14 protein-coding genes and 1 tRNA gene are annotated in these 20,756 nt (G+C 65.6%); 9 read left to right on the top strand and 6 right to left on the bottom strand.

All coding sequences use genetic code 11. The annotated features are described in order from the left end of the window. Window positions 1-6 precede the first annotated feature (6 nt). Window positions 7-1,353, bottom strand: coding sequence for a bifunctional UDP-N-acetylglucosamine diphosphorylase/glucosamine-1-phosphate N-acetyltransferase GlmU (gene glmU, locus ACQR1Y_RS16955; RefSeq protein WP_434875985.1), 1,347 nt, complete (start codon window positions 1,351-1,353; stop codon window positions 7-9). Between the two features lie 164 nt (window positions 1,354-1,517). Here glmU and ACQR1Y_RS16950 point away from each other — a divergent pair, with 164 nt between their 5' ends. Both ACQR1Y_RS16950 and ACQR1Y_RS16945 read left to right on the top strand, forming a co-directional pair. Further along, window positions 1,518-2,813, top strand: coding sequence for a hypothetical protein (locus ACQR1Y_RS16950; RefSeq protein ID WP_434875984.1), 1,296 nt, complete (start codon window positions 1,518-1,520; stop codon window positions 2,811-2,813). A gap of 109 nt (window positions 2,814-2,922) precedes the next feature. Then, a complete protein-coding gene (locus tag ACQR1Y_RS16945) occupies window positions 2,923-3,303 on the top strand; it encodes a hypothetical protein (RefSeq protein WP_434860796.1) in 381 nt (126 codons plus the stop codon). On the opposite strand, the gene ACQR1Y_RS16940 is transcribed toward ACQR1Y_RS16945, so the two are convergent. Then, on the bottom strand, window positions 3,263-4,837 hold the full coding sequence (locus tag ACQR1Y_RS16940) for a beta-(1-6) glucans synthase (protein WP_434860797.1): 1,575 nt from the start codon (window positions 4,835-4,837) through the stop codon (window positions 3,263-3,265). The two genes, ACQR1Y_RS16945 and ACQR1Y_RS16940, sit on opposite strands and share 41 nt — an antisense overlap. A gap of 421 nt (window positions 4,838-5,258) precedes the next feature. On the opposite strand from ACQR1Y_RS16940, the gene ACQR1Y_RS16935 reads away from it, so the two are divergent. Next, the gene (locus tag ACQR1Y_RS16935) at window positions 5,259-5,831 is read left to right on the top strand and encodes a beta-1-3, beta-1-6-glucan biosynthesis protein (RefSeq protein WP_434875983.1); all 573 of its coding nucleotides are present in this window, start codon (window positions 5,259-5,261) and stop codon (window positions 5,829-5,831) included. A gap of 336 nt (window positions 5,832-6,167) precedes the next feature. Next, the gene (locus ACQR1Y_RS16930; RefSeq protein ID WP_434875982.1) at window positions 6,168-8,870 is read left to right on the top strand and encodes a glycosyltransferase; all 2,703 of its coding nucleotides are present in this window, start codon (window positions 6,168-6,170) and stop codon (window positions 8,868-8,870) included. A 30-nt stretch (window positions 8,871-8,900) separates the two neighbouring features. Here ACQR1Y_RS16930 and ACQR1Y_RS16925 read toward each other — a convergent pair whose 3' ends face one another. Then, window positions 8,901-10,004 (bottom strand): acyltransferase family protein, encoded by a 1,104-nt coding sequence (locus ACQR1Y_RS16925; protein ID WP_434875981.1) that lies wholly within the window; start codon window positions 10,002-10,004, stop codon window positions 8,901-8,903. A 413-nt stretch (window positions 10,005-10,417) separates the two neighbouring features. Here ACQR1Y_RS16925 and ACQR1Y_RS16920 point away from each other — a divergent pair. From ACQR1Y_RS16920 to ACQR1Y_RS16910, 3 genes are all read left to right on the top strand, one after another. Further along, window positions 10,418-10,493: transfer RNA gene (locus ACQR1Y_RS16920), tRNA-Lys, on the top strand. Between the two features lie 43 nt (window positions 10,494-10,536). Continuing rightward, on the top strand, window positions 10,537-11,085 hold the full coding sequence (locus ACQR1Y_RS16915) for a metallophosphoesterase (protein ID WP_434875980.1): 549 nt from the start codon (window positions 10,537-10,539) through the stop codon (window positions 11,083-11,085). A gap of 309 nt (window positions 11,086-11,394) precedes the next feature. Then, entirely contained in the window at window positions 11,395-12,297 is a 903-nt protein-coding gene (locus ACQR1Y_RS16910; RefSeq protein WP_434875979.1) for a DUF6236 family protein, read from the top strand. A gap of 264 nt (window positions 12,298-12,561) precedes the next feature. Here ACQR1Y_RS16910 and ACQR1Y_RS16905 read toward each other — a convergent pair whose 3' ends face one another. Continuing rightward, complete coding sequence (locus ACQR1Y_RS16905; protein ID WP_434875978.1) at window positions 12,562-13,125, bottom strand: hypothetical protein; 564 nt, start codon at window positions 13,123-13,125, stop codon at window positions 12,562-12,564. Between the two features lie 1,123 nt (window positions 13,126-14,248). Here ACQR1Y_RS16905 and ACQR1Y_RS16900 point away from each other — a divergent pair. Beyond that, window positions 14,249-14,878 (top strand): LysE family translocator, encoded by a 630-nt coding sequence (locus tag ACQR1Y_RS16900; RefSeq protein ID WP_434875977.1) that lies wholly within the window; start codon window positions 14,249-14,251, stop codon window positions 14,876-14,878. A gap of 311 nt (window positions 14,879-15,189) precedes the next feature. On the opposite strand, the gene ACQR1Y_RS16895 is transcribed toward ACQR1Y_RS16900, so the two are convergent. Continuing rightward, window positions 15,190-16,827: an isocitrate lyase gene (locus ACQR1Y_RS16895; RefSeq protein ID WP_434875976.1), complete on the bottom strand. Its 1,638-nt coding sequence runs from the start codon at window positions 16,825-16,827 to the stop codon at window positions 15,190-15,192. 146 nt (window positions 16,828-16,973) lie between these two features. On the opposite strand from ACQR1Y_RS16895, the gene ACQR1Y_RS16890 reads away from it, so the two are divergent. Further along, a complete protein-coding gene (locus ACQR1Y_RS16890) occupies window positions 16,974-18,440 on the top strand; it encodes a helix-turn-helix domain-containing protein (protein WP_434875975.1) in 1,467 nt (488 codons plus the stop codon). A gap of 13 nt (window positions 18,441-18,453) precedes the next feature. On the opposite strand, the gene ACQR1Y_RS16885 is transcribed toward ACQR1Y_RS16890, so the two are convergent. After that, window positions 18,454-20,460: an acyltransferase family protein gene (locus ACQR1Y_RS16885; protein WP_434875974.1), complete on the bottom strand. Its 2,007-nt coding sequence runs from the start codon at window positions 20,458-20,460 to the stop codon at window positions 18,454-18,456. Window positions 20,461-20,756 lie beyond the last annotated feature (296 nt).

Here is a 20,756-nt window from a genome sequence, read left to right as displayed (position 1 = left end):
CGAATCTCATTTCTTGGAGCGCGACTTCGCGCTCCGGAAACGCGCGGCCGCGCCTTCCTTCGTGGTCTGCGGGCTGCGCTCCAGCGCCAGCGCATCATCCGGCACGTCGCGCGTGATCACCGACCCCGAACCGATATAGGCGCGCGCGCCGATGCTGATCGGCGCCACCAGCGAGGTGTTGGTGCCGATGAAGGCGCCCTCGCCGATCCGGGTCTTGTGCTTGTTGAAGCCGTCATAATTGCAGGTGATGGTGCCCGCGCCGATGTTGGAGTTGGCGCCGACATGGGCGTCGCCGATATAGGACAGGTGGTTCACCTTTACGCCGGGCTCGAGCACCGCGGCCTTGGCCTCGACGAAATTGCCGATCTTCGCGCCGTCGCCGAGCGAGGTGCCCGGCCGCAGCCGCGCGAACGGGCCGAGCAGCGTGTTGCGGCCGAGCGTCGACTGCACGATGTGGGAAAAGGAATGCACGACGGCGCCGTCGCCGATCGACACGCCCGGCCCGATCACGACGAACGGTTCGATCGTCACGTCCCGGCCGAACGTCGTGTCGGCGGACAGATAAACGGTCTCGGGCGCGATCAAGGTCACGCCGGCGTCCATCGCCGCGCGGCGCAGCCGGGTCTGCATCACGGCCTCGGCCTGCGCGAGCTGCGCCTTGGTGTTGATGCCGCGCACCTCATCCTCCGAGGTCTCGATCACGACAGCGTCGAGGCCCTGCTCGCGCGCAATCGCGACGGCGTCGACGAGATAATATTCGCCCTTGCTGTTGGCGTTGCCGATCTTGTCGAGAATGGCCAGCGCCCGACGGCCGTCCATCGCCATCACGCCGGCATTGCATAGCGTGATCGCGCGCTCGGCCTCGCTTGCGTCAGCCTGCTCGCGAATCGCGACCAGCTTCGTCCCATCCATCAGCAGCCGTCCATAGCCGGTCGGATCGGCCGCGCGGAAGCCGAGGACGGCGAGCGCCGCGCCCTGCGCGAGCGGTGCCCGCAGCCGGGCGAACGTCTCGGCTGTGATCAGCGGCGTGTCGCCGAACGCGATCAGCACATCGTCGGCGCCCCGTGCGATCGCGTCCCGGGCAGCCAGCACCGCATGCGCCGTGCCGAGCCGCTCACGCTGGACGAAGATGTCGGCATCGGGGCGCAGCCGCCGTGCTTCCTTTTCGACCGCAGCGTGATCAGGCCCCACGACGACGGCGACGCGGGCGCCCTCTCCTGACGGTGTGGCCGCCAGGACATGGGCGAGCAATGATTCGCCGGCGACGGGATGCAGCACCTTTGGAACGCTCGTGCGCATCCGCGTGCCCTCTCCCGCCGCGAGCACGATGGTCAGACTGGAACGAGCGGTCATCAAACACCCCGGGAGATAGCTGAGCGGCACATGGGTCGAAGTCCTGGGCCGGTGTCTTCGGCCGCTGTCATAAAGCGTTTTCCGCCAGCGGCAAACCGCACCGGCTGAAACCTATGCGGGTTTTCCTGTTAATGTCCGCTTCGTGATTCGATTAAGGCAGGTTCATGGCTAAGGACTCCCACAAATCAGTCGTCGCGCATGGAGCTGAGAAGACGGGCGGATCGCTGTCCGGACTGTTTGCGGATGAAAACGACTTCGACCGCCGCGCGATGTGGCGGCTCGGCTGGTGGGGTGCGGGCGCGGTCGGTGCCGTCGGCTTGGCCGTGTTCGCCAGCCAGGCCGCACAGGGATGGCGGCACGACCGTATTTCTGCGGCCGAGCTGTCGCGCCAGGCGCAGCTGCTGCAGTCCTTGGCCCGCGAGACGCAGGGCGAGGCGCGCCAGCTCGGCGCGGCCATCGAGACGCTGAACAGCGACCGCGACCGGCTTTACGCACGCGTCACCGTGCTCGAGCAGGGACTGGACTCCGTCACCGGAGCGCTCGCCAAGCAGAGCGCCCAGGCGAGCGCTCTGCCGCCTGCCGCCAGCAAGCCTGCGCCTGCCCCCCAGATCGCGACCGTGGAGACGCAGCCGGCGCCCGCTCCGGCGCCCGGTTCCAATGCACCGGCTCCATTGCCGGCCTTTGCCAATGCCTCGCCGTTCATGCCCATCCCAGGCGGAGCCGCCGGACTGAGCCAGCCGGCCACGCCATCGGCGATGGCGAGCGCGGACCGGACTGGCCGGGAGCCGGCGAAGCCCGCGTCCGCCGCCACGCCCGCCCCCGCTTCGCCCGTGCCTTCGGCTGCGACGGTCGCACCTGCGCCCGGCAAGCCGGCCGAACCGGACAAGCTCGCGAAGGCGGAGCCGGCGGACACTGCCAGCGCGAAAAGCAGCGATGCGGCCGAGACCGCCGTGACCGCCGTCGAAAAGACCGAGTTCGCGGTCGATCTCGGAGGCGCCAACTCGCTTGCGGGCCTGCGCGCGCTGTGGCGGGACCTCGTCAAGACCAACGCCGATCTCGCCGCGCTCCGGCCCATCGTCATCCTGAAGGAAGGCCGCAGTGGTCCGGGCATGCAGCTGCGGCTCGGGGCTGGTCCCCTGGGCGATGCGGCGGGCGCAGCCAAGATCTGCGCCGCTCTTGCCGAGAGCCAGCGCCCTTGCGAGACTACCGTCTATGACGGCCAGCGCCTGGCCATCCGGGACGAGCCCGAAGCGGCCGAGCCGGCCAAGCCGGCGACCCCCGCGGCCGCCTCCCAGAAGTCATACCAGCAGCGCCGGCGCCCGCCCTCGCCGCAGGCCCAGCAGCGCCATGGCAAGCGCGAGGAGCCGCCGGCGCCTGCCGCGGCCCCTCCGCCGCCGCCGGCTGAAGCCCCGAAGCCCGAGCAGCCCTCGACGCTGTCGTCGTTCTTCCGCCGCTCCTGAAAGCTCAAATCATCGAGGTTCCGAAGACGGTTGCAGCGGATTGTGAAAGCAGTCCGCGAACCGGCTTTGCGGCTTGTCGATAGCTTCGTTCCGCAGCATAGTCCCGCGCATGAAAAAGACCCCGTTCCGCCTCTCGCCGTATCAGGTGCAATGGCTCCTGATCGTCGGCTTCGTCACCGTCGGCTATGCCCTCTATCTGCGCTATCTCGCGATCGAGCTGTCGAGCGTCGCGCTTGCCTGCGACGCAGGGATGCAGACGCTCGCCTGCAAGAGCCGGGCGGTCGCGACCACGCTGTTCAAGAATTCGGTGTTCGGCGCCACCGCTCTCGTGATCGCGGTGCTGCACGTGATGCGGCCGTCGATCGTGCTGCTGACCGGCGGGCTGATCGCCGCCGGCCTTGGCATCGTGCTCTACAACATCGTGCTGTCGGGCCTGGCGATCGGCCTGCTCATCCTCGGCTTTGCACGGCCCGCGCCCGCCACAGCGTAAACGCCAAGGTCAGGTACATCGCGCAGGTCCACAGCGCCTGCCAATTGTCGCGGCCCTCGTTGTAGATCACATAGACCGAGGAGATCGCCAGCAGGCCGGCGAAGCTCGCTTCCGCGATCGGCCGCGGGCCGTCCGCCGGCCGGTTGCCGAGCAGCATCGCAAACGGCACCACCGCCATGGTGAGGCTGGCGAACGGAAAGTCGCGGTAGCGCGGATCGAACACGAAGCCGAGCGCGGTCTCGGCCGCGATCAGCACGGTCACCACCAGCACCAGCCCGAGCGCATAAGTCAGCTTGAGCTGCTTGCGGCCGTCATTCGGCCCGAGCAGGTCGAGGAAGGTCGGCAGCGGCCGGCCGGCCATGATGGCGTTGGCCGCCAGGATCGGCGCCAGCACGCCGGCCGCGAGCAGCGCGCCCCATTGCAGCCAGCCGCCGATCCCGAGGCTCTCATAAAACATCTTGTCGGCCGCCATGCCGAGCAGCACGCCGCCGGTGGTCGCGGAAATTCCGACCCCGATCCAGGCCGAGATGTGCGGCGGCCATGGCCGGCGGCGCACCGTCAGCCAGCCGGCGAGGAAGACGATGAAGGACAGGATCATACCGGCGCCCATCTGCATCTTCCACAGCGGATAGTTGCTGACGGGCTCGCCCGGCGGATATTTCAGCGCGCGCGTATCGTCGCTGATCAGGCCCCAATAGCCGCCGACTGTGCCCTCGAGCTTGCGCTTCCACGGCTGGTCATAGGCCTCGATCAGGTTGACGCGGAAATTCTCGCGCTTGGCCAGCGACAGGATCTCCGACACCACGCGCGCCTGGTTGGCGCGCGACGGCAGCGCACCCTCGCGCATGCGGCCCTCGCTCGGCCAGCCGGTCTCGCCGATCAGGATCTCCTTGCCGGGAAACGCCACGCCGACCTGCTGGCGGATGGTGTCGACATGGGAGGCGGCGAATTTGGCGCGCACCGGGATGTCCTCCCAATAGGGCAGGATGTGAACGGTGACGAAGTCGACGATGTCGTAGAGCTCGCGGTTGCGCAGCCAGAATTCCCAGACGTCGGCATAGGTCACGGGAACCTGGACCTGCGCCTTGACGCTGCGGATGGTCGCGGCGAGGTCGGCGGTCGTCATCTCGCCGCGCAACAGCACTTCGTTGCCGACGACCACGCCGGTGATGACCTTCGGATAGCGCTTGATCAGGTCGACGGCGATGCCGATCTGCTGCTGGTTCTTCAGCTTGTTCGAGCCGAGCCAGATGCCCTGGATGACCTTGATGCCGACGCGGGAGGCGATCGCCGGCACCTGGTCGAGGCCGTTCTCGATCGAATAGGTGCGCACGCATTCCGATATCTTGGCGAGTTGCACCAGATCCTGCTCGATCTGCTCGGCATCGATATGCGTGGTCGGATCGAGCGGGCTCTGCTGTCCCCGGAACGGCGCGTAGGAGACGCACTGCACCTTCGAATCGAGCTCGATCGGCGCGCGGGCGAGCGTGATGGGCTTGGCCAGCCACCACCAGGCCGCGGCGATGACACCCAAGGATACGAGCAGAAGCGCCAGCGGCGTAGGGAGGGATTTCAGTTCCGTGTCTCCAGGCAGGTGGTGTCGATTACCCGGTCGGCGGCGATCTGCCAAGTAGGCGATCGAACAGGCGATCGGCTAGGCGATCCGCGGAGGCTGACGTGGCGCCCTCCCCGTCTCCAATCAGGCCTTTACGATGCGGCGAGAAAGTTGGCGCGTTGCTGGACAAAATCCGAGATTCCGGTCATTGGGAATCCCCGGTTGATCTGCCCGTCGCGCTCGAAGTTCTGAGGTGCCGTTCATGCGCCCGTTAGGAACGTCATTTTAGGAACGGCATGGGACGGACGGAATCAACCTCCCGCCGCAATCGGGGCCGATTTGATCGGCATCAATACTGCGTCCCCCAGGGGACGGCATGAAGGCAACAATCGGGGAATTTATGGGTCGACGCGTGCTCCAGTCCAAGTTTTCGGTTTCGCGCCTGGTTGCGGCCGTGGGCCTCGCGGTCCTGGTCGGCGTCCCCGGCGCCTTCGCCCAGAGCGGCAACGATCACCCCCAGGACCAAAAGCCGCAGGCCTCGAGCCCGGCCGATCTCAAGGAAAACCAGCGCAAGGCCGATGAATTCAACGAGGCCGCGCAGGCGCTGAGCGGCGGACCGGCCGGCAATCCGGAATGCGTCTGGCTCGGCCGGCGCGTGGTGCAGCTGATGTACCGCGACGACCTCGATACCGCCTTCCGCCACCTCGACCTCTATGACCGCTTCGGCTGCCCCGGCGGCCACATCCAGGCGTCGTTCCGCTGCCTGACGCGCTTCGTCGGCCAGATCGACGACAAGGTACCGAACTCGCTGAACAACCATGTGCACACCTGCTGGGTGAACCCGGAAGCCAAGCCGCAGGTCGCAGCCGCGCCGGCGCCGGCCGCGCCCCCGGCGCCCGCCGGCTCCGCGCCGCAGGCCGCCCAGCCGGCCGCGCCGCAGGCCGCGCCCTCGCCGCAGCCGGCGAAGCAATAGGTTGCCCCGGGCGCGGCCCCTGCCCGGCCTCGCGCAGCAGGGCTGACCGGACGAATCCGGCCCTGCGGCAGTTGTCTATTCGCGCTGCAGCGTTATCGTGTCGCAGGCGGTTCGGCGTCGATCTGTCAGGCGGTTCAGCGCTCGTTCAGTGATGAACCCGCCTTAATGTGACCACCGGCAAGGCCAATGACGGACCTGCCGGTGTCTGATCGAAGCCGCGCTTCGCCTGACGTGCCTGGGCAGCACGCAGGACGGGCGCACTGCCGGTGTTCGCCGCGCGTTCCCGCGCCGGAACAGCCGCTCCTCTTTCTCCCGCCCGCCACGGTGTCCCGCCAGATGCGCTTGATCGCAGCCGTCATCCTGTTCGTCACCGCAGCCCATGCCGCGCTGTGGGGCGTCCTGCAAACCAAGCAGAGCGCGCCGGATTTCACCGGCATGCTGCCGAGCGTCTCCTACGATCCGCACGAAGGCACCGCGCATCCCGACGTCGACACCGTCGCCTCGCCGGAGCGCATCCGGGCGGACATGAAGAAGCTCGCGACGATGACGCGCGCGATCCGGCTTTATTCGTCGACCGGCGGCCTCGAGCAGGTGCCGCCGCTGGCGGCCGAGGCCGGGCTGAAGGTCACGCTCGGCGTCTGGCTCGACAAGGACACGATCCGCAACGAGAACGAGGTCGCGACCGCGATCAAGCTCGCCCGCCGCAACAGCAACGTCATCGGCATCGTCGTCGGCAACGAGACGCTGTACCGCGGCGAGCTCAAGCCGGACGAGCTGATCGACTACATCAAGCGGGTCAAGAAGTCGGTCACCGTTCCGGTCACCACCGGCGAGATCTGGAACCTGTGGCGCGATTACCCGCAGCTCGCCTCCAACGTCGACTACATCGCCGCGCACGTGCTGCCCTATTGGGAATTCTTCAACAGCACCCAGGCCGTCGACCAGGCGGTCGACCGCTACCAGGTTCTGCGCGACAAGTTCCCCGGCAAGCGCGTCGTGATCGCCGAGTTCGGCTGGCCCAGCCAGGGCTACAATCGCGGCATCTCCGATCCCGGCCCGTTTCAGCAGGCCTGGGTGCTGCGGAACTTCGTCGCCCGCGCCGAAGCCATCGGCATGGACTACAACATCGTCGAGAGCATCGACGTGCCCTGGAAATATTTCGAGGGCGGCGTCGGTCCCTATTGGGGCCTGCTCACCGCCTCGCGCGAGGCCAAGTTCTCCTGGACCGGCCCGATCGTGAACCCGGACTATTGGAAGCTCGCGGCCATCGCGCTGCTCGTCGGCGTGCTGCTGTCGCTGCCGATCGTGCGGCTGCGCCAGCCGACAATGATGCAGGCGATGGTGCTGGCGATCACGGCGCATGGCGTCGGCGCCTGGGTCTCCAACGTCTTCGCCTATTGGAACACGCATTATTTTGTCTGGGGCTCGACCTTCGCGCTGACTCTCGGCCTGATCCTGCTGGTGCCGTTGATCCTGATCGCGATGGCCCGCATCGAGGAGATCGCCGCGATCGCCTTCGGCCGCGCGCCGCGCCGGCTGCTCACCCGCGACAAGGTCGCCCGCGACCGGGCCGCGATGCCGCAAGGTTACTGCCCGAAGGTCTCGATCCACGTGCCGGCCTATTTCGAGCCGGTCGACATGATGAAGCAGACGCTGGATGCGCTGGCGCGCCTCGACTACCCGAACTACGAGGTCGTCTGCATCATCAACAACACGCCTGACCCTGCGTTCTGGCAGCCGATCCAGGATCACTGCCGCATGCTCGGCGAGCGCTTCAAGTTCATCAACGCCGAGAAGGTCAAGGGCTTCAAGGCCGGCGCCTTGCGCATCGCGATGGAGCGCACCGCGGCCGATGCCGAGATCATCGGCATCATCGACGCCGACTATGTCGTGACGCCGGACTGGCTGTCCGACCTCGTGCCGGCCTTCGCCGATCCCGCCGTTGGCCTGGTGCAGGCGCCGCAGGAGCATCGCGACGAGGATCTGTCGCTGATGCACTACATCATGAACGGCGAATATGCGGGGTTCTTCGACATCGGCATGGTCCAGCGCAACGAGGAGAACGCGATCATCGTGCACGGCACGATGTGCCTGATCCGCCGCGCCGCGATGGACATGGCCGGCGGCTGGTCGAGCGACACGATCTGCGAGGACACCGACCTCGGGCTGGCCATCCAGGAGCTCGGCTGGAAGACCCACTACACCGCCACCCGCTACGGCTCGGGCCTGCTGCCCGACACCTACGAGGCCTTTAAGAAGCAGCGCCATCGCTGGGCCTATGGCGGCTTCCAGATCGTCAAGAAGCACTGGCGCCGCTTCCTGCCCGGCAAGAGCCGGCTGACCGCGGACCAGAAGCGCGAGTTCTCGCTCGGCTGGCTCAACTGGCTCGGCGCCGAGAGCCTCGGCGTGGTCGTGGCGATCCTCAACCTGATCTGGGTGCCGATTGTGGCCTTCGCCGGCATCGCCATCCCCGACAGGATCCTGACCATCCCGATCATCGCCGCCTTCGTGGTCTCGCTCGCGCACTTCCTGATCCTCTACCGCCTGCGCGTCGCGGTCCGGCCCTGGCAGATGTTCGGCGCGATGATCGCCGCGATGTCGGTGCAATGGACGGTCAGCCGCGCCGTGGCGCAGGGCCTGATCACCGAGCACCTCGCCTTCGCCCGGACGTCCAAGGGGGGCCTGTCGCGGATGTCGATCGAATTCCAGGCGTTCTGGGAGGCCGTGATCGGCGCCCTGCTCCTGATCGGCGCCGCCATCCTGATCACCACCAACTACCTGGCGATCACCGAGCTCTACATCTTCGCCGCCGTCCTGATCCTGGAGAGCCTGCCGTTCCTGTCCGCGGTCGCGATCGCCGTGCTGGAGATGTCGCGCATCAACTCCTTCGAGTTCTGGCGCTACACCAGGGTCCGCACCGCCGAGCTGATCGGCCTGCGCCCGGTCTGGGTGCCGGAGCTGGCGGGCCCGGGCATGCTGCAGCCGATCCAGCCGGCGCCGCTGAGCGCGGCGGCCACCAAGGTGCCGGAGAAGGTCTGAGCCGCGCGAGGCGTCCGCCGAAAGGCGCGATCAGGAGCTCGCGCCGAGCCGTGGCGCGGCTTCGGCCAGCTCGCCGCGTCCGCTGTCCGCCGCCCTCCGCCGGCCAGCCCAGGCGCGCAATCCCTGCCCCACGCCCGCGCCGGGCTTGCGCAGCGGCTTGTCCACGAAGTGATAGGCCAGCACGGCGGCGGCGAGCGAGATCACGACGTGGGTCACGCCGGAGTTCAGGTCCGGATAAGCCTTGAACAGCGAGCTGCTGACCACGAACAGCACGGGGTAATGCAGGATGTACAGCGGGAAGCTGATCTCGCCGAGATAGTCGAACATGGCCGCAACCCGGCCGCCGGCATCGCCGATTCGATAAAACACCAGCATCAAGGTGCCGATCCAGGCGACGGCATTGACGGCCGCCGAGCTGACATTGGTGACATCGAAGAACCGGGCCTGGGTCGCGATCGACGCCAGCCCGGCGAGGCCGAGCCAGGCCAGGTAACGCCGATGGCCGGGATGCGCATAGGCGATCCAGCCCGCCAGCCACGCCCACAGCATCACGATGCCGGTCAGCCAATAGGAGCTGCGGCCGGCGACATATTCGTTGCGGAACAGCGGCCAGGCGACGAACAGCACGCTGGATGCGATCATCAGCGCCGGCACGTGCGGCCGCCCCTCCAGCTTCCGGAACAGCGGCGCCAGCAGGTAGTACACAGCCTCGATCGACAGCGACCATGCGGGATACAGAAACCCGATCATGATCGGGAAGACCGCCTCCAGCAGCAGCAGGCAGCCGATGAACTGCCACACGCTCGGCGGCACCGGCGGCGTGCCGTAGCCGCCGGACAGGCCGAGCACCGACCAGCCGAACCAGCCGATGCCGACCGCCAGCGCGTTCAGCGGCAGGATCCGCAGCAGCCGCCGGCGGAGATAGCCCTCTGGCCGCATCGCGATCGAATGGTGGATGCTGAAGCCGGAGATGACGAAGAAGCACATCACCGCCATCAGGCCGCTCCGGGTCAGGACCGGAATGGCGCGCTCGGCGGGCCCGAAATTGTAGGTGTGGTCGAACAGCACCCACATCGCCAGCAGGAATCGCAAGCCCCCCAGCACAGGCCAAAATTCGCGATGGGGCTGGATCATGTCGTTTCCTCGAGCGATGGCCGGGCGGCGGACGCCAGGACGGGCCATGCACAGTCACATTCGGAAACAAACGCTAACGGGAGAACGGCCGCCAATCGAAGCGTTTCGCGGCCGCCAGCCCCTGTTTGGGTCCGCCTGTCACCCTGCGGCCACACCGCCGCCGCCCGGCACCCCGCCTGCACAGCCCCGATCGATCCCGCCGCCGGTCTGTGGGTCGCCACGCGCGCCTATTGACCCGACCGCACCCACCCCCTACACAGCGCCCACGACAGGACGCGGCCCACGGCCGGGGTTTGACCACTCCGTTCCCGAAACCCGCAGTAAACCACGGCGACGCCTCCAGCGTTCTGATGGACACCTGCCGAAGATCCGGACAGTGACGGTCCAGCCGTCACACCGCTTCCACGGGAAGCGAGCGCGTAGCTCAGCCGGTAGAGCACGTGACTTTTAATCATGGGGTCCCGGGTTCGAGTCCCGGCGCGCTCACCACCCTTCCTTATCCCCACCACGATCCCCCGCCCGACGCGGAGGAATGCGGAGACGACCAACCATCAACATCTTCTTCACGGCTGACCGCCATTTCGGTCACGCCCGTATCATCGAGCTGGCCAAGCGCCCGTTCTCCTCTGTCGCTGAGATGGACAAGATCATGATCGAGCGCCACAACAAGGTGGTGAGGCCGGGCGACATCGTCCACGACCTCGGCGATTTCGCCTTCGCCGACCACGAGCCTTACCTCCGCCGCCTCAACGGCCAGATGCATCTGACGCTCGGCAATCACGACAATTCGAAACGCGTCAAGGCCGCCCGCCATCTCTGGGCCAGCATCGAGAGCCTGCGCAACATCACGCTGCCCAACGGCACGCACGTCACGCTCTGTCACTACGGCCTGCGGGTGTGGTCGAAGTCCCACCACGGCGCCCTCCACCTCTACGGGCACAGCCACGGCCGCCTCCCGGGTGACAGCCAATGCTGCGACGTCAGCGTCGACTGCTGGGATTTCACGCCGGTCTCGATCGAGGAGATCAAGGCGCGGCTGGCGACCTTGGCAAGGCGGCGGGAGCCTGATCAGCGGTCGTAAGCGAGTAAGACGCAGCGCGCTCGGCTTCTAAGCTCAAGACTTTCATGCACCGCCACCGTCATGGAGCTGGCCATGACCCCAGCGGACGTTAGTCCAAAACACCGCTGGACTGTATGGCCGCTAGGGGGGGCACTATCTGAAGTTGCCTTTTTTTTGTTTTCTTCCCCGACCCTTCGTTGTATTTGGCAGGATCAGCTCTTTCCATAGCACGGCGCGAATGCATTAGGAGCAAGTTAGTACTCTCCACAATCTCTAGCGATCTTATCAATTGCACTGTCATCTTCCCCCTCTATCAGCAGAGAAATTGAAGTGGGCGAGTCGAAACGACGAAAACAACAAGATCCGAGTTACGGAAAGCCGATACGCGGCCTGATCATAACTTCCGAGATTATAAAGGGTCCGGAAGGGACGCGGGTAAGCGCCAGCATTGAATCCCAGCAGCTACGTTACGCCCTTCTCTTTTGGGACAAGCTAGTCTGGCCTTCCAACAACTTCATCTTTGCCGCCGGCAACTCAGACACTAAATTTCTTGAAACAACTGGGGTTCTCGAGCGACCTCGCTACAACTTCGTTTCCAGCACAGATACAGCTGAACCGTTTGTTCGGTCGCAAATTCAAGAGTTTCAAAAGCGCGAAAGTACCGGCAAAGGAATCTGGGATCTGTGTCAAAACACTGGCGTTCTTCTTGCATCAGCCGGTGAGACGACGCATTTTGGCGGACTAGGAATCGAGCTTATCCGAGCAATTCCAGTGCCTGATAAGGATGTACCTCTTAACGAGATCTTAGAATTCAAGCGGAAGCGTCACGCCGAATTCGAAGCACTCCGGACCGAAATCGACGCTCTAGGCGCCAGATTGGTATCCGCAAGCGATTCAGCTGCCGAACTTAGAGAGCTAACAAAGCATATAGATAAAGCTTGTGGCGATGCTCTTCGTGTATCTAGCGAATGGCAATTTCCGGTCCGGCTCGCGAGCAAGAAAATGGCACTTGATCTTAAACCATTTGAGCTTGTCGCAGGGGCTCTCGGCGGAGTACTCGGCGCCGACTACATGAACATGAGTACGTCCCAGACTATCCTTGCCGGCATTGTTGGTACGGTCGCGGCTGCTAAATCGGCTCTCAAATTCACGTCCGACATCGGTCTTCAATCGATACGCAAGCCTAGATCTCCGTTTTCGTACGTCGCGCAGGCCCACTCCGAGCTATTTTAAAGCTGCCGCTCTTCCCGGTGAATCCAACTACGGAGCCTCAAGGTGGGTAGCCGCTGCTGCATTCGCAGCTGTCGACCTATGGCCAAGCTCATCCTCAAGCGCACGGAGTGGTAGGAATAGTGGGGGATGAAATGTACTCAGCTTTTTTAGATCTGCGGTAATTCCGAAATCGTTTCTGTGCTTCGATCGAGTGCGTTGTCGCGCGAAACTCGGTAACCCGCCCGCCCGCAACTGCCGTCACCTCAGCGACGACAGCTCCGTCCCTCATCTCCCGGACGGCGCATCAGCCTCCAACACCACCTTCGCCACGGGATAACGCCAGTCGTTCTTCGTGTTGTCGGCGGCGGCGTCGATGCCGGCGACGATGACCGCGCCGAGGATGCCGCCGTTGGCGCCGCTGGCCAGGCGCGCCTGGCGTGTTGCGTCATAGGGCGCGACCGTGATCATGCGCTTCTGATAGCCGGGCTTCTGGCAGGTCACGGCCAGCGTGCTCGACTGGCCGCGGTAGAGCGGCACGCGCACCTTGGCGGGGCTGGTCATGGTTGCGGTGAAACCGGAGGCTTCCAATGAGCAGGAGGCCCCGGCCATCTCGACCTCGCCGCTCTGTTCGGGATTGTGGAACGTCCGCACTTCCACGAGCTGGTCGCCGGCGAAATCGGGCGCGCTTGGATCCGTTCGGCGCTTCGTCTCGTAGACGTCGATCCCTCGGCTACCCGTGGTCGACCTGATGTCGGTCACGTTGTTGACCGCGAGCGGCGCGGCACAGCCGCCAAGACACGCCGCTCCCATGATGGCCAGCCCGCTGGCCATCCGACGCAAACCGTTCATTTCAGCCCCCACAGTACCCCTACTGTCGTCGATCAGCGGTAGCAGGGGCCGTCCGGGGGAACAATAGCCGCAACCTCGGGGAGAATAGAGCGATTATCAAAAACCGATGACGTTGCGGGCAGGACACAGTCGCAACCGTGCCCCGGTATCGAAACTGCTCCGGCGGCGCTTCGGACCCGTGTGATAGTTGGGCGCAGGCCGAACTGCTGAGAGGATCATCGATGAAGGCGGACAATCGTCTTGCACTCGCGTGCATGGCGCTGATCGCTGTCCTGATAGTCCTGCTCCTGTTAGCCAAATATGAGGATTGCCAATCGCGCGGACGACCCGAGGCCGAGTGTTTGCGGCAAGCCTAGTTGCAGCCTCCGACGTGGCGCCCCTGAGCGAGCCCGGCAAAGGTCTCCGCGGCGGCACCGGACCGCATGCGTCGGAAAAATTATTCCGCCAGCGCGCTCAACACGATCACCCCTGTCCAGTCCCGTTCCGAGAAATTTTTGACTTCACTTTTTCCGAATTTTATGATTGACTGTCCGCATCCCGTGCTCCTCGAGAGGGGCGGATCGCGATCGTCACGGACGTAGGGTGCGGGGAGCGGTGGCCGCGAGCTGGTTGCAGCGCGCCTTGCGTGCGGACGAACAGCCGGTCGCGGACATGAAATCGCGTGGTCCTGGCGCCCCGATGCTGGCGCCAAGTCCTGGGGGATGATGACCCCTCGGGGCGACGGTGGCTATCAAGCCGGACACCGGGGAGATCGCGTATAAATGTTAAGACCACCGCGCGGGGAATGCCGGATGTCGGCTGAACCTGTGGTGACTGCCGCCTGCTTTCTTGTCTGCAGGCGGGCCATGGGTTGCGGCCAGCAGCCCGGCATTCCCCGCGCCCTCTGTTTGTTGGAGGGCGAGACGACCGGACAAATTCGGGCGCGAACGCGCCGCGATGACGGTCGAACGCGTCCCCTGCCCTGATGTCCCTCGTGCGCCGCGGTGTCGGCCCGCGCCATGCCCGGGCGGTTCTCGGCCACGTGAAACGCGGCCCGCTATCGTCCGACGGCGCGGCATGGAATGTTGGGTTTTGATTTCACAGACGCCGGCCGCCCTCGCGGCCGCGAACCCGGGAGCCTCCGATGTCCACTGCCTTCCTGCTGACCTCGCTGATCGTGGTCGCCTCGCCCGGAACCGGCGTGCTCTATACGCTCGCGGTGGCGCTGACGCGGGGCTCGCGCCTGAGCGTCGCCGCGGCGTTCGGCTGCACGCTCGGCATCATCCCGGCGATGCTGGCTGCGATCATAGGCCTCGCGGCGGTGCTGCACACCAGCGCGCTGGCCTTTGCCGCGCTGAAATATTGCGGTGTCGCCTATCTCCTGTACATGGCCTGGCAGACACTCGGCGAGCGCGGCGCGCTGTCCGTGGAGGCCAAGGATGATGACAAGCAGGATGCGGATGCACGCTCGGCCGTGCGTGTGGTGCTGACCGGCTTCCTGATCAACATCCTTAATCCAAAACTGTCGATCTTCTTCCTCGCCTTCCTGCCGCAGTTCATCGCCGCCGACGAGGCGCATCCGCTCGCCGCCATGCTGGAGCTGTCGGCCACGTTCATGGCGATGACCTTTGCGGTGTTCGTGGTCTACGGCCTGTTCGCGGCCGCGGTGCGCGATCGCGTCGTCTCCCGGCCCCGGGTGATGACATGGCTGCGCCGGGCGTTTGCTGGTGGCTTTGCGTTGCTCGGGGCTCGGCTGGCGCTGAGCGAGCGGTGAGGAGGTCCAGCCGAGGAGGAAGATGGCGACCCGGACCACGGCCTTCTCTCCTCACCCTGAGGAGCCCGCCGCAGGCGGGCGTCTCGAAGGGCGAGGCCCGACTGTGGCCTCATGGTTCGAGACGCGCCGCAAGGGCGGCGCTCCTCACCATGAGGGTTGAGATCGGAAGCCGGAGCACCTTGGTGATGAGCAGTGTGTTCGTCGATAGGGATTCGAAGAGCGCCCTGGAAATTCCGCGCAACAGCAAAACCCGCCTGGAGCGTTGCCGCTCCAGACGGGTCTCATCAGTTCAGCGATTCACCCGGCAGAGCTCAGCCGAACTGGTTCATCGTATTATGCGCGCCGCCAGCCTTCAGGGCCTTCTCGCCGGCAAAATACTCCTTGTGGTCGTCGCCGATATCCGAGCCAGCCATGTTCTGGTGCTTGACGCAGGCGATGCCCTGGCGGATCTCGGCGCGCTGGACGTTCTTGACGTAGCCCAGCATGCCCTGCTCGCCAAAGTACTCGCGGGCGAGGTTGTCGGTCGACAGCGCGGCCGTGTGATAGGTCGGCAGCGTGATGAGATGATGGAAGATGCCGGCGCGCTTGGCCGAATCCGCCTGGAAGGTGCGGATGCGCTCGTCGGCTTCCTTCGCCAGCGGGGTGTCGTCGTACTCCGCCTTCATCAGCTCGGCGCGGTTGTACTTGCTGACGTCCTGGCCCGCCTCCTTCATCGCGTCATAGACCTGCCAACGGAAGTTGAGGGTCCAATTGAACGACGGCGAGTTGTTGTAGGCGAGCTTGGCGTTCGGGATCACCTTGCGGATACGGTCGACCATCTTGGCGATCTGCTCGATATGCGGCTTCTCGGTCTCGATCCACAGGAGGTCGGCGCCGTTCTGCAGCGAGGTGATGCAGTCGAGCACGCAGCGGTCCTCGCCGGTGCCGGGGCGGAACTGATAGAGGTTAGAGGGCAGCCGCTTCGGACGCATCATCTTGCCGTTCTGGTTGATGATGACGTCGCCGCTGCGCGCGGTCTCGGGCGTCACTTCCTCGCAGTCGAGGAAGCTGTTGTACTGGTCGCCGAGATCGCCCGGCTGGCTCGAGAACGCGATCTGCTGCGTGAGACCAGCGCCGAGCGAGTCGGTGCGGGTGACGACGATGCCGTCCTCGACGCCGAGCTCCAGGAAGGCGTGGCGGCAGGCGCGGATCTTGGCCAGGAAGACGTCATGCGGCACGGTGACCTTGCCGTCCTGATGGCCGCACTGCTTCTCGTCGGAGACCTGGTTCTCGATCTGCAGCGCGCAGGCGCCCGCCTCGATCATCTTCTTGGCGAGCAGATAGGTCGCCTCGGCATTGCCGAAGCCGGCGTCGATGTCGGCGATGACCGGCACGACGTGGGTCTGGAAGCCGTCGATCTTGGCGATGATCTCGGTCTCCTTCGCCTTGTCGCCGGCCTTGCGGGCCGCGTCCAGCGTGCGGAAGAGATCGTTGAGCTCGCGCGAGTCGGCCTGGCGCAGGAAGGTGTAGAGCTCCTCGATCAGCGCGGGGACCGAGGTCTTCTCGTGCATCGACTGGTCCGGCAGTGGACCGAACTCGGAGCGCAGCGCCGCGATCATCCAGCCGGAGAGATAGAGGTAGCGGCGGTCCGTCTTGCCGAAATGCTTCTTGATCGAGATCAGCTTCTGCTGCGCGATGAAGCCGTGCCAGCAGCCCAGCGACTGCGTGTACTTGGTGCTGTCCTTGTCGTAGGCGGCCATGTCTGCGCGCATCACGGACGCGGTGTAGCGGGCGACGTCGAGACCGGTCCTGAAGCGGTTCTGCAGGCGCATGCGCGCCACGGCCTCGGCGGTGACACCATTCCAGGTCGGGTTGGCCTCGAGCAGCGCACGCGCCGCCTCGACCTCGGCCTGGTAGGACGAGGAGCCTTGGAGAGCTTGGTCGTTCAGTCCACGCGGTTGGAAGTTCATGTCCGTGATCCCTTGGTTAAGGACAACCTGGGACCTGTTGTAAGCGCGCTGCGACAGCGGACCAGACATTGCGCGGAAAACTTGTCACACTTTACAAATATCTCGTGTATAGCTGTAAGGAGCTTACAGAGGGGAGATGACCGGCCATGAGTACCGCCACGGCGCGCTCGATCTTCATGGGCCCGCGCCTGCGCCGGCTCCGGCGCGAGCTCGGCCTGACCCAGGCCGACATGGCCGCGGACCTCGAAATATCAGCGCCTTACGTGGCACTCCTGGAGCGCAATCAGAGGCCGGTCACGGCCGACATGCTGCTGCGGCTGGCCCGGACCTACAAGATCGACCTGGCCGATTTGGCCGGCGACGGCGGCGCAGACCATACGGCGCGGATGCAATCGGTGCTGAAGGACCCGATGTTCTCGGACATCGACATCCCCGCGCTGGAAATCTCCGACCTCGCCGTCAGCTATCCCGGCATGGCCGAAGCCTTCCTGCGGCTCTACACCGCCTATCGCGAGGAGCAACTGGCGCTGGCCGAGCGGGCGCCTGCGGTCTCCGGCGGCGGGCCGCTGCCGGAAGGCTTTGACGCCAACGATCCCGTCGCCGATGTCCGGCGCTTCCTCGCCGCCCGCCGCAATTATTTCGCGGGGCTCGACGACGCCGCCGAGCGGCTGGCGCAGGCGGTCTTTCAGGGCTCGGCCACCGGATCCCCGCAGGTCTCGGCGAGCCCCGCGGGCTTCATCGAGCGCTTTCGCGAGAAGCACAAACTGCAAGTCCGCTACATGCCGCCGAACGTCATGCTCGGCTCGCTCCGGCGGCTCGACCTGCACCGGCGGCAGTTGCTGATCGAGGATTCGCTCGACAGCGCGAGCCTGAAGTTCGAACTGGCGCGGCAACTCGCTTATCTCGAGCTGGACAACGAGATTGGTGCAGCACTGGAGGACGGCAAGTTCGCCAGCAAGACGGCCGAGCTCCTGGCGCGCCGCGCGCTCGCGGCCTACGCCGCGGCGGCGATCATCATGCCCTACTCGATCTTCGCCAAGGCCGTGGACAGCAGGGCCTACGATTTTGAAGCCCTGGCGCGGCAGTTCGGCACCAGCTTCGAACAAACAGCGCATCGCGTCACGACCTTGCAGAAACCGGGCGCCGAGAAGATTCCGTTCTTCCTGATCCGCATCGATCCCGCCGGCAATGTCTCAAAGCTGCTCGACGGCGCCGGCTTTCCGTTCGCGCGCCACGGCGGCGCCTGCCCGCTGTGGTCGGTGCACGGCATCTTCAAGACGCCGCGCCAGATCGTGACGCAATGGCTGGAACTGCCCGACGGCCGCCGCTTCTTCTCGATCGCGCGCACCGTGACCGCCGGCGGCGGCTCCTATGGCGCGGTCCGCGTCGAGCGCGCCATCGCGGTGGGCTGCGCGGCCGAACATGCCGGGCAGTTGATCTACACGCGGGACGGCCATGGCCCCGACGCCAGCGCGCCCACCCCGATCGGCACCGCCTGCCGGGTCTGTCACCGGCCGAAATGCGCCGCGCGGTCGGCGCCGCCGATCGGCCGCGAGATCCTGCCGGACGATTTCCGGACCTCGTCAGTGCCGTTCGGCTTCTCGGCGGATTGAGATGACCGGGGCCTCAGCGATCCAGCGACGCCGGCGGGTTGCCGCTGACGCGCTGGGGCGTCGGCTGAAGCCTGTCGAGAAAGGCATCCAGTGCCGGCGCCAGCCGCTGCATCACGTAGAGCGAGCCCTCCGGCGTCAGATGCAGCGTGTCCCACACGATGGTCGTTTCGTCATCGACCTTCAGCGGGCACGGCCGGTCGCCGCACACGGAGTCGAGAACCGAGATGAAGCTGACATTGCGCTGCTGGGCGGCAAGCTGCTTCAGATGCGCATCGGCGGCGAAACTATCGGGCCTGACCTCCAGCGTTCCCTTCGTGGGAAGATGGGTCATCTCATAGCGCACCAGATTGGCGGCCAGCGGCAGGGCAAACTCGAGCGATTGCCCCAGCAGCAGCACCGGGACGCGCGCGGCTTCGGCGGCCGACAAGGTCGCGGTCAGATATCCGTCGAATTTGCGGCTTCGCCCCGCGCCATCCCGCTCGGGCCGAACCGCGTAGAGTTCGAGATACGAGCGCCAGCTGCCGGACAGGATGACCGCGGCGATGCGGCCTTCGCGCAGCACGTCGCGCAATGTCGCGTTGACCTCGTCGCAATTCTTGGATTGGCGCTGGTGCAGATCGACGAATGGCGCGCAGGCTCCGGACGTCAGTTGCAGCAGATTGACCTTCGACCCGAGATGCTTGCGCAGGGCCCAGGCATAGTGCGCGGCGGTGCTGTCGCCGAACAGCAGGACGTTCGGCCGATCGCCGACAGGCGTCAGGCACACGTCGCGGCGATAGCTCGCGAACGGATGATGCGGCTGCAGGAAGCAGGTGGATTCGCCATAGAACGGCGCCATGACGCCGACGTTGAAACGCAGCATGCGCTGCGCCGCCTGCGGAAAGCGCGCGGGAAAGCCGTTCTGCAGCACACCGACGATCCCGATCGCCAGCAGCAGCGTCGCGGCTGTCGCGATCAGGCCCGACATCCTTACTCCGTGCCACACCGGCCGGGTGCGCACCGGCTGCTCGACGAGGCGATAGGAGGCATAGGCAAGAAGGAACGAGCCTGCGAGCATCGCCGAGGTCGCGACCGGCCCCGCCCAGGTGATCGGCATTGCTGCCGTGCCCAGCACGAACACCGGCCAATGCCAGAGATAGAGCGAATAGGAGATCTTGCCGAGGAAGAGCCCGGTGCGCCGGAATGGCAGCCAGATCGGCTGCCCCTCGTCGCGGCTGAAGGCGATCATGAAGAGCGCGGCCCCGAGACACGGCGGCAGCGCATGCAGCCCGGGGAATTTGGTGGCTTCCGTGAACGTCACGGCTGGCACCAGCATCAGCAGCACCCCGCTCAACGCCATCGTCCAACGCGCGCGGATGTCGGCCGGCGCAAAGCGATCGAGCAGATAGGCCAGCCCCCCGATCAGGAATTCCCAGCCGCGCAGCGCCGACAGGTAGAACGCTGCCGAGGCGGAATTCCTGATCAGGAGCTCGTTGGCGATGCACAGCGCCACGGTGCCGGCGAGCAGCAGGCCGAGCGAGACCCGCGAGGACGGATCGCGAAAGCGTCTGCTCCAGACGACGGTGAGCAGCGGGAAAAGGAAGTAGAACTGCTCTTCGACCGACAGCGACCAGGTGTGGATCAGCACCTTGCCGACCGACGGCAGATCGAAATAGTTGGCCTGGAACCAGAAGAAGATGTTCGAGGAGAACAGCAACGTCGAGACCGCGCTGCCGAAGAACATGCGGTAGTCGTCCGGCGGCGCCAGGAACCAGGCCCCGATCCCGGTGCCCAGCACCATCACGTAGAGCGCGGGCAGCAGGCGGCGGGCGCGGCGGTCGTAGAACGTCCAGAACGAGAAATCGCCGCGATGGATCCCCGCCCAGATCAGCCGGGTGATCAGGTAGCCGGAGATGACGAAGAAGATGTCGACGCCGACGAAACCGCCCTGGAAGCCGGGGATGCCGTAGTGGAATCCGATCACCAGGAGAACGGCGACGGCCCGGAGGTAATCGATGTCCGCTCGGAATCGCAGGTCCATGCCCCCGGCCGTTCCTTGTTCGCCGGCCGGGTCGCCAGCTCCGCAATTCCCGTAGATTTACGGGATGTGACACGCTCAGACGCAGACAGCAATCATTAGATACCGTTAGCAATGTATTGTAATGTGCAATGTGGCCCATGGGAGACAGGACAAGGGCCGGACCGCGGCCGTGATGCAGCTGCGCGAGCGCTCTCCGTGTCGGCGGGCGAGCGCCCCGTCCCCGGCGGCTCGGCGACAGTGCCAAGGGAACAAATTCCCCGTCAGGGCAGCCCACCCTTGCGCAGGGGCCACAAACC

Origin of the sequence: Bradyrhizobium sp. HKCCYLRH3099 (assembly GCF_051167855.1) — a bacterium.
GTDB lineage: Bacteria > Pseudomonadota > Alphaproteobacteria > Rhizobiales > Xanthobacteraceae > Bradyrhizobium.
This window is presented reverse-complemented; position numbering and strand designations above follow the sequence as displayed.

Excerpts from the sequence above, each read along its gene's own strand:
- glmU (WP_434875985.1), bottom strand. The coding sequence starts at position 1,353 with ATGACCGCTCGTTCCAGTCTGACCATCGTGCTCGCGGCGGGAGAGGGC.
- ACQR1Y_RS16950 (WP_434875984.1), top strand. The coding sequence starts at position 1,518 with ATGGCTAAGGACTCCCACAAATCAGTCGTCGCGCATGGAGCTGAGAAG.
- ACQR1Y_RS16945 (WP_434860796.1), top strand. The coding sequence starts at position 2,923 with ATGAAAAAGACCCCGTTCCGCCTCTCGCCGTATCAGGTGCAATGGCTC.
- ACQR1Y_RS16935 (WP_434875983.1), top strand. The coding sequence starts at position 5,259 with ATGGGTCGACGCGTGCTCCAGTCCAAGTTTTCGGTTTCGCGCCTGGTT.
- ACQR1Y_RS16930 (WP_434875982.1), top strand. The coding sequence starts at position 6,168 with ATGCGCTTGATCGCAGCCGTCATCCTGTTCGTCACCGCAGCCCATGCC.
- ACQR1Y_RS16925 (WP_434875981.1), bottom strand. The coding sequence starts at position 10,004 with ATGATCCAGCCCCATCGCGAATTTTGGCCTGTGCTGGGGGGCTTGCGA.
- ACQR1Y_RS16915 (WP_434875980.1), top strand. The coding sequence starts at position 10,537 with ATGCGGAGACGACCAACCATCAACATCTTCTTCACGGCTGACCGCCAT.
- ACQR1Y_RS16905 (WP_434875978.1), bottom strand. The coding sequence starts at position 13,125 with ATGAACGGTTTGCGTCGGATGGCCAGCGGGCTGGCCATCATGGGAGCG.
- ACQR1Y_RS16900 (WP_434875977.1), top strand. The coding sequence starts at position 14,249 with ATGTCCACTGCCTTCCTGCTGACCTCGCTGATCGTGGTCGCCTCGCCC.
- ACQR1Y_RS16895 (WP_434875976.1), bottom strand. The coding sequence starts at position 16,827 with ATGAACTTCCAACCGCGTGGACTGAACGACCAAGCTCTCCAAGGCTCC.
- ACQR1Y_RS16890 (WP_434875975.1), top strand. The coding sequence starts at position 16,974 with ATGAGTACCGCCACGGCGCGCTCGATCTTCATGGGCCCGCGCCTGCGC.
- ACQR1Y_RS16885 (WP_434875974.1), bottom strand. The coding sequence starts at position 20,460 with ATGGACCTGCGATTCCGAGCGGACATCGATTACCTCCGGGCCGTCGCC.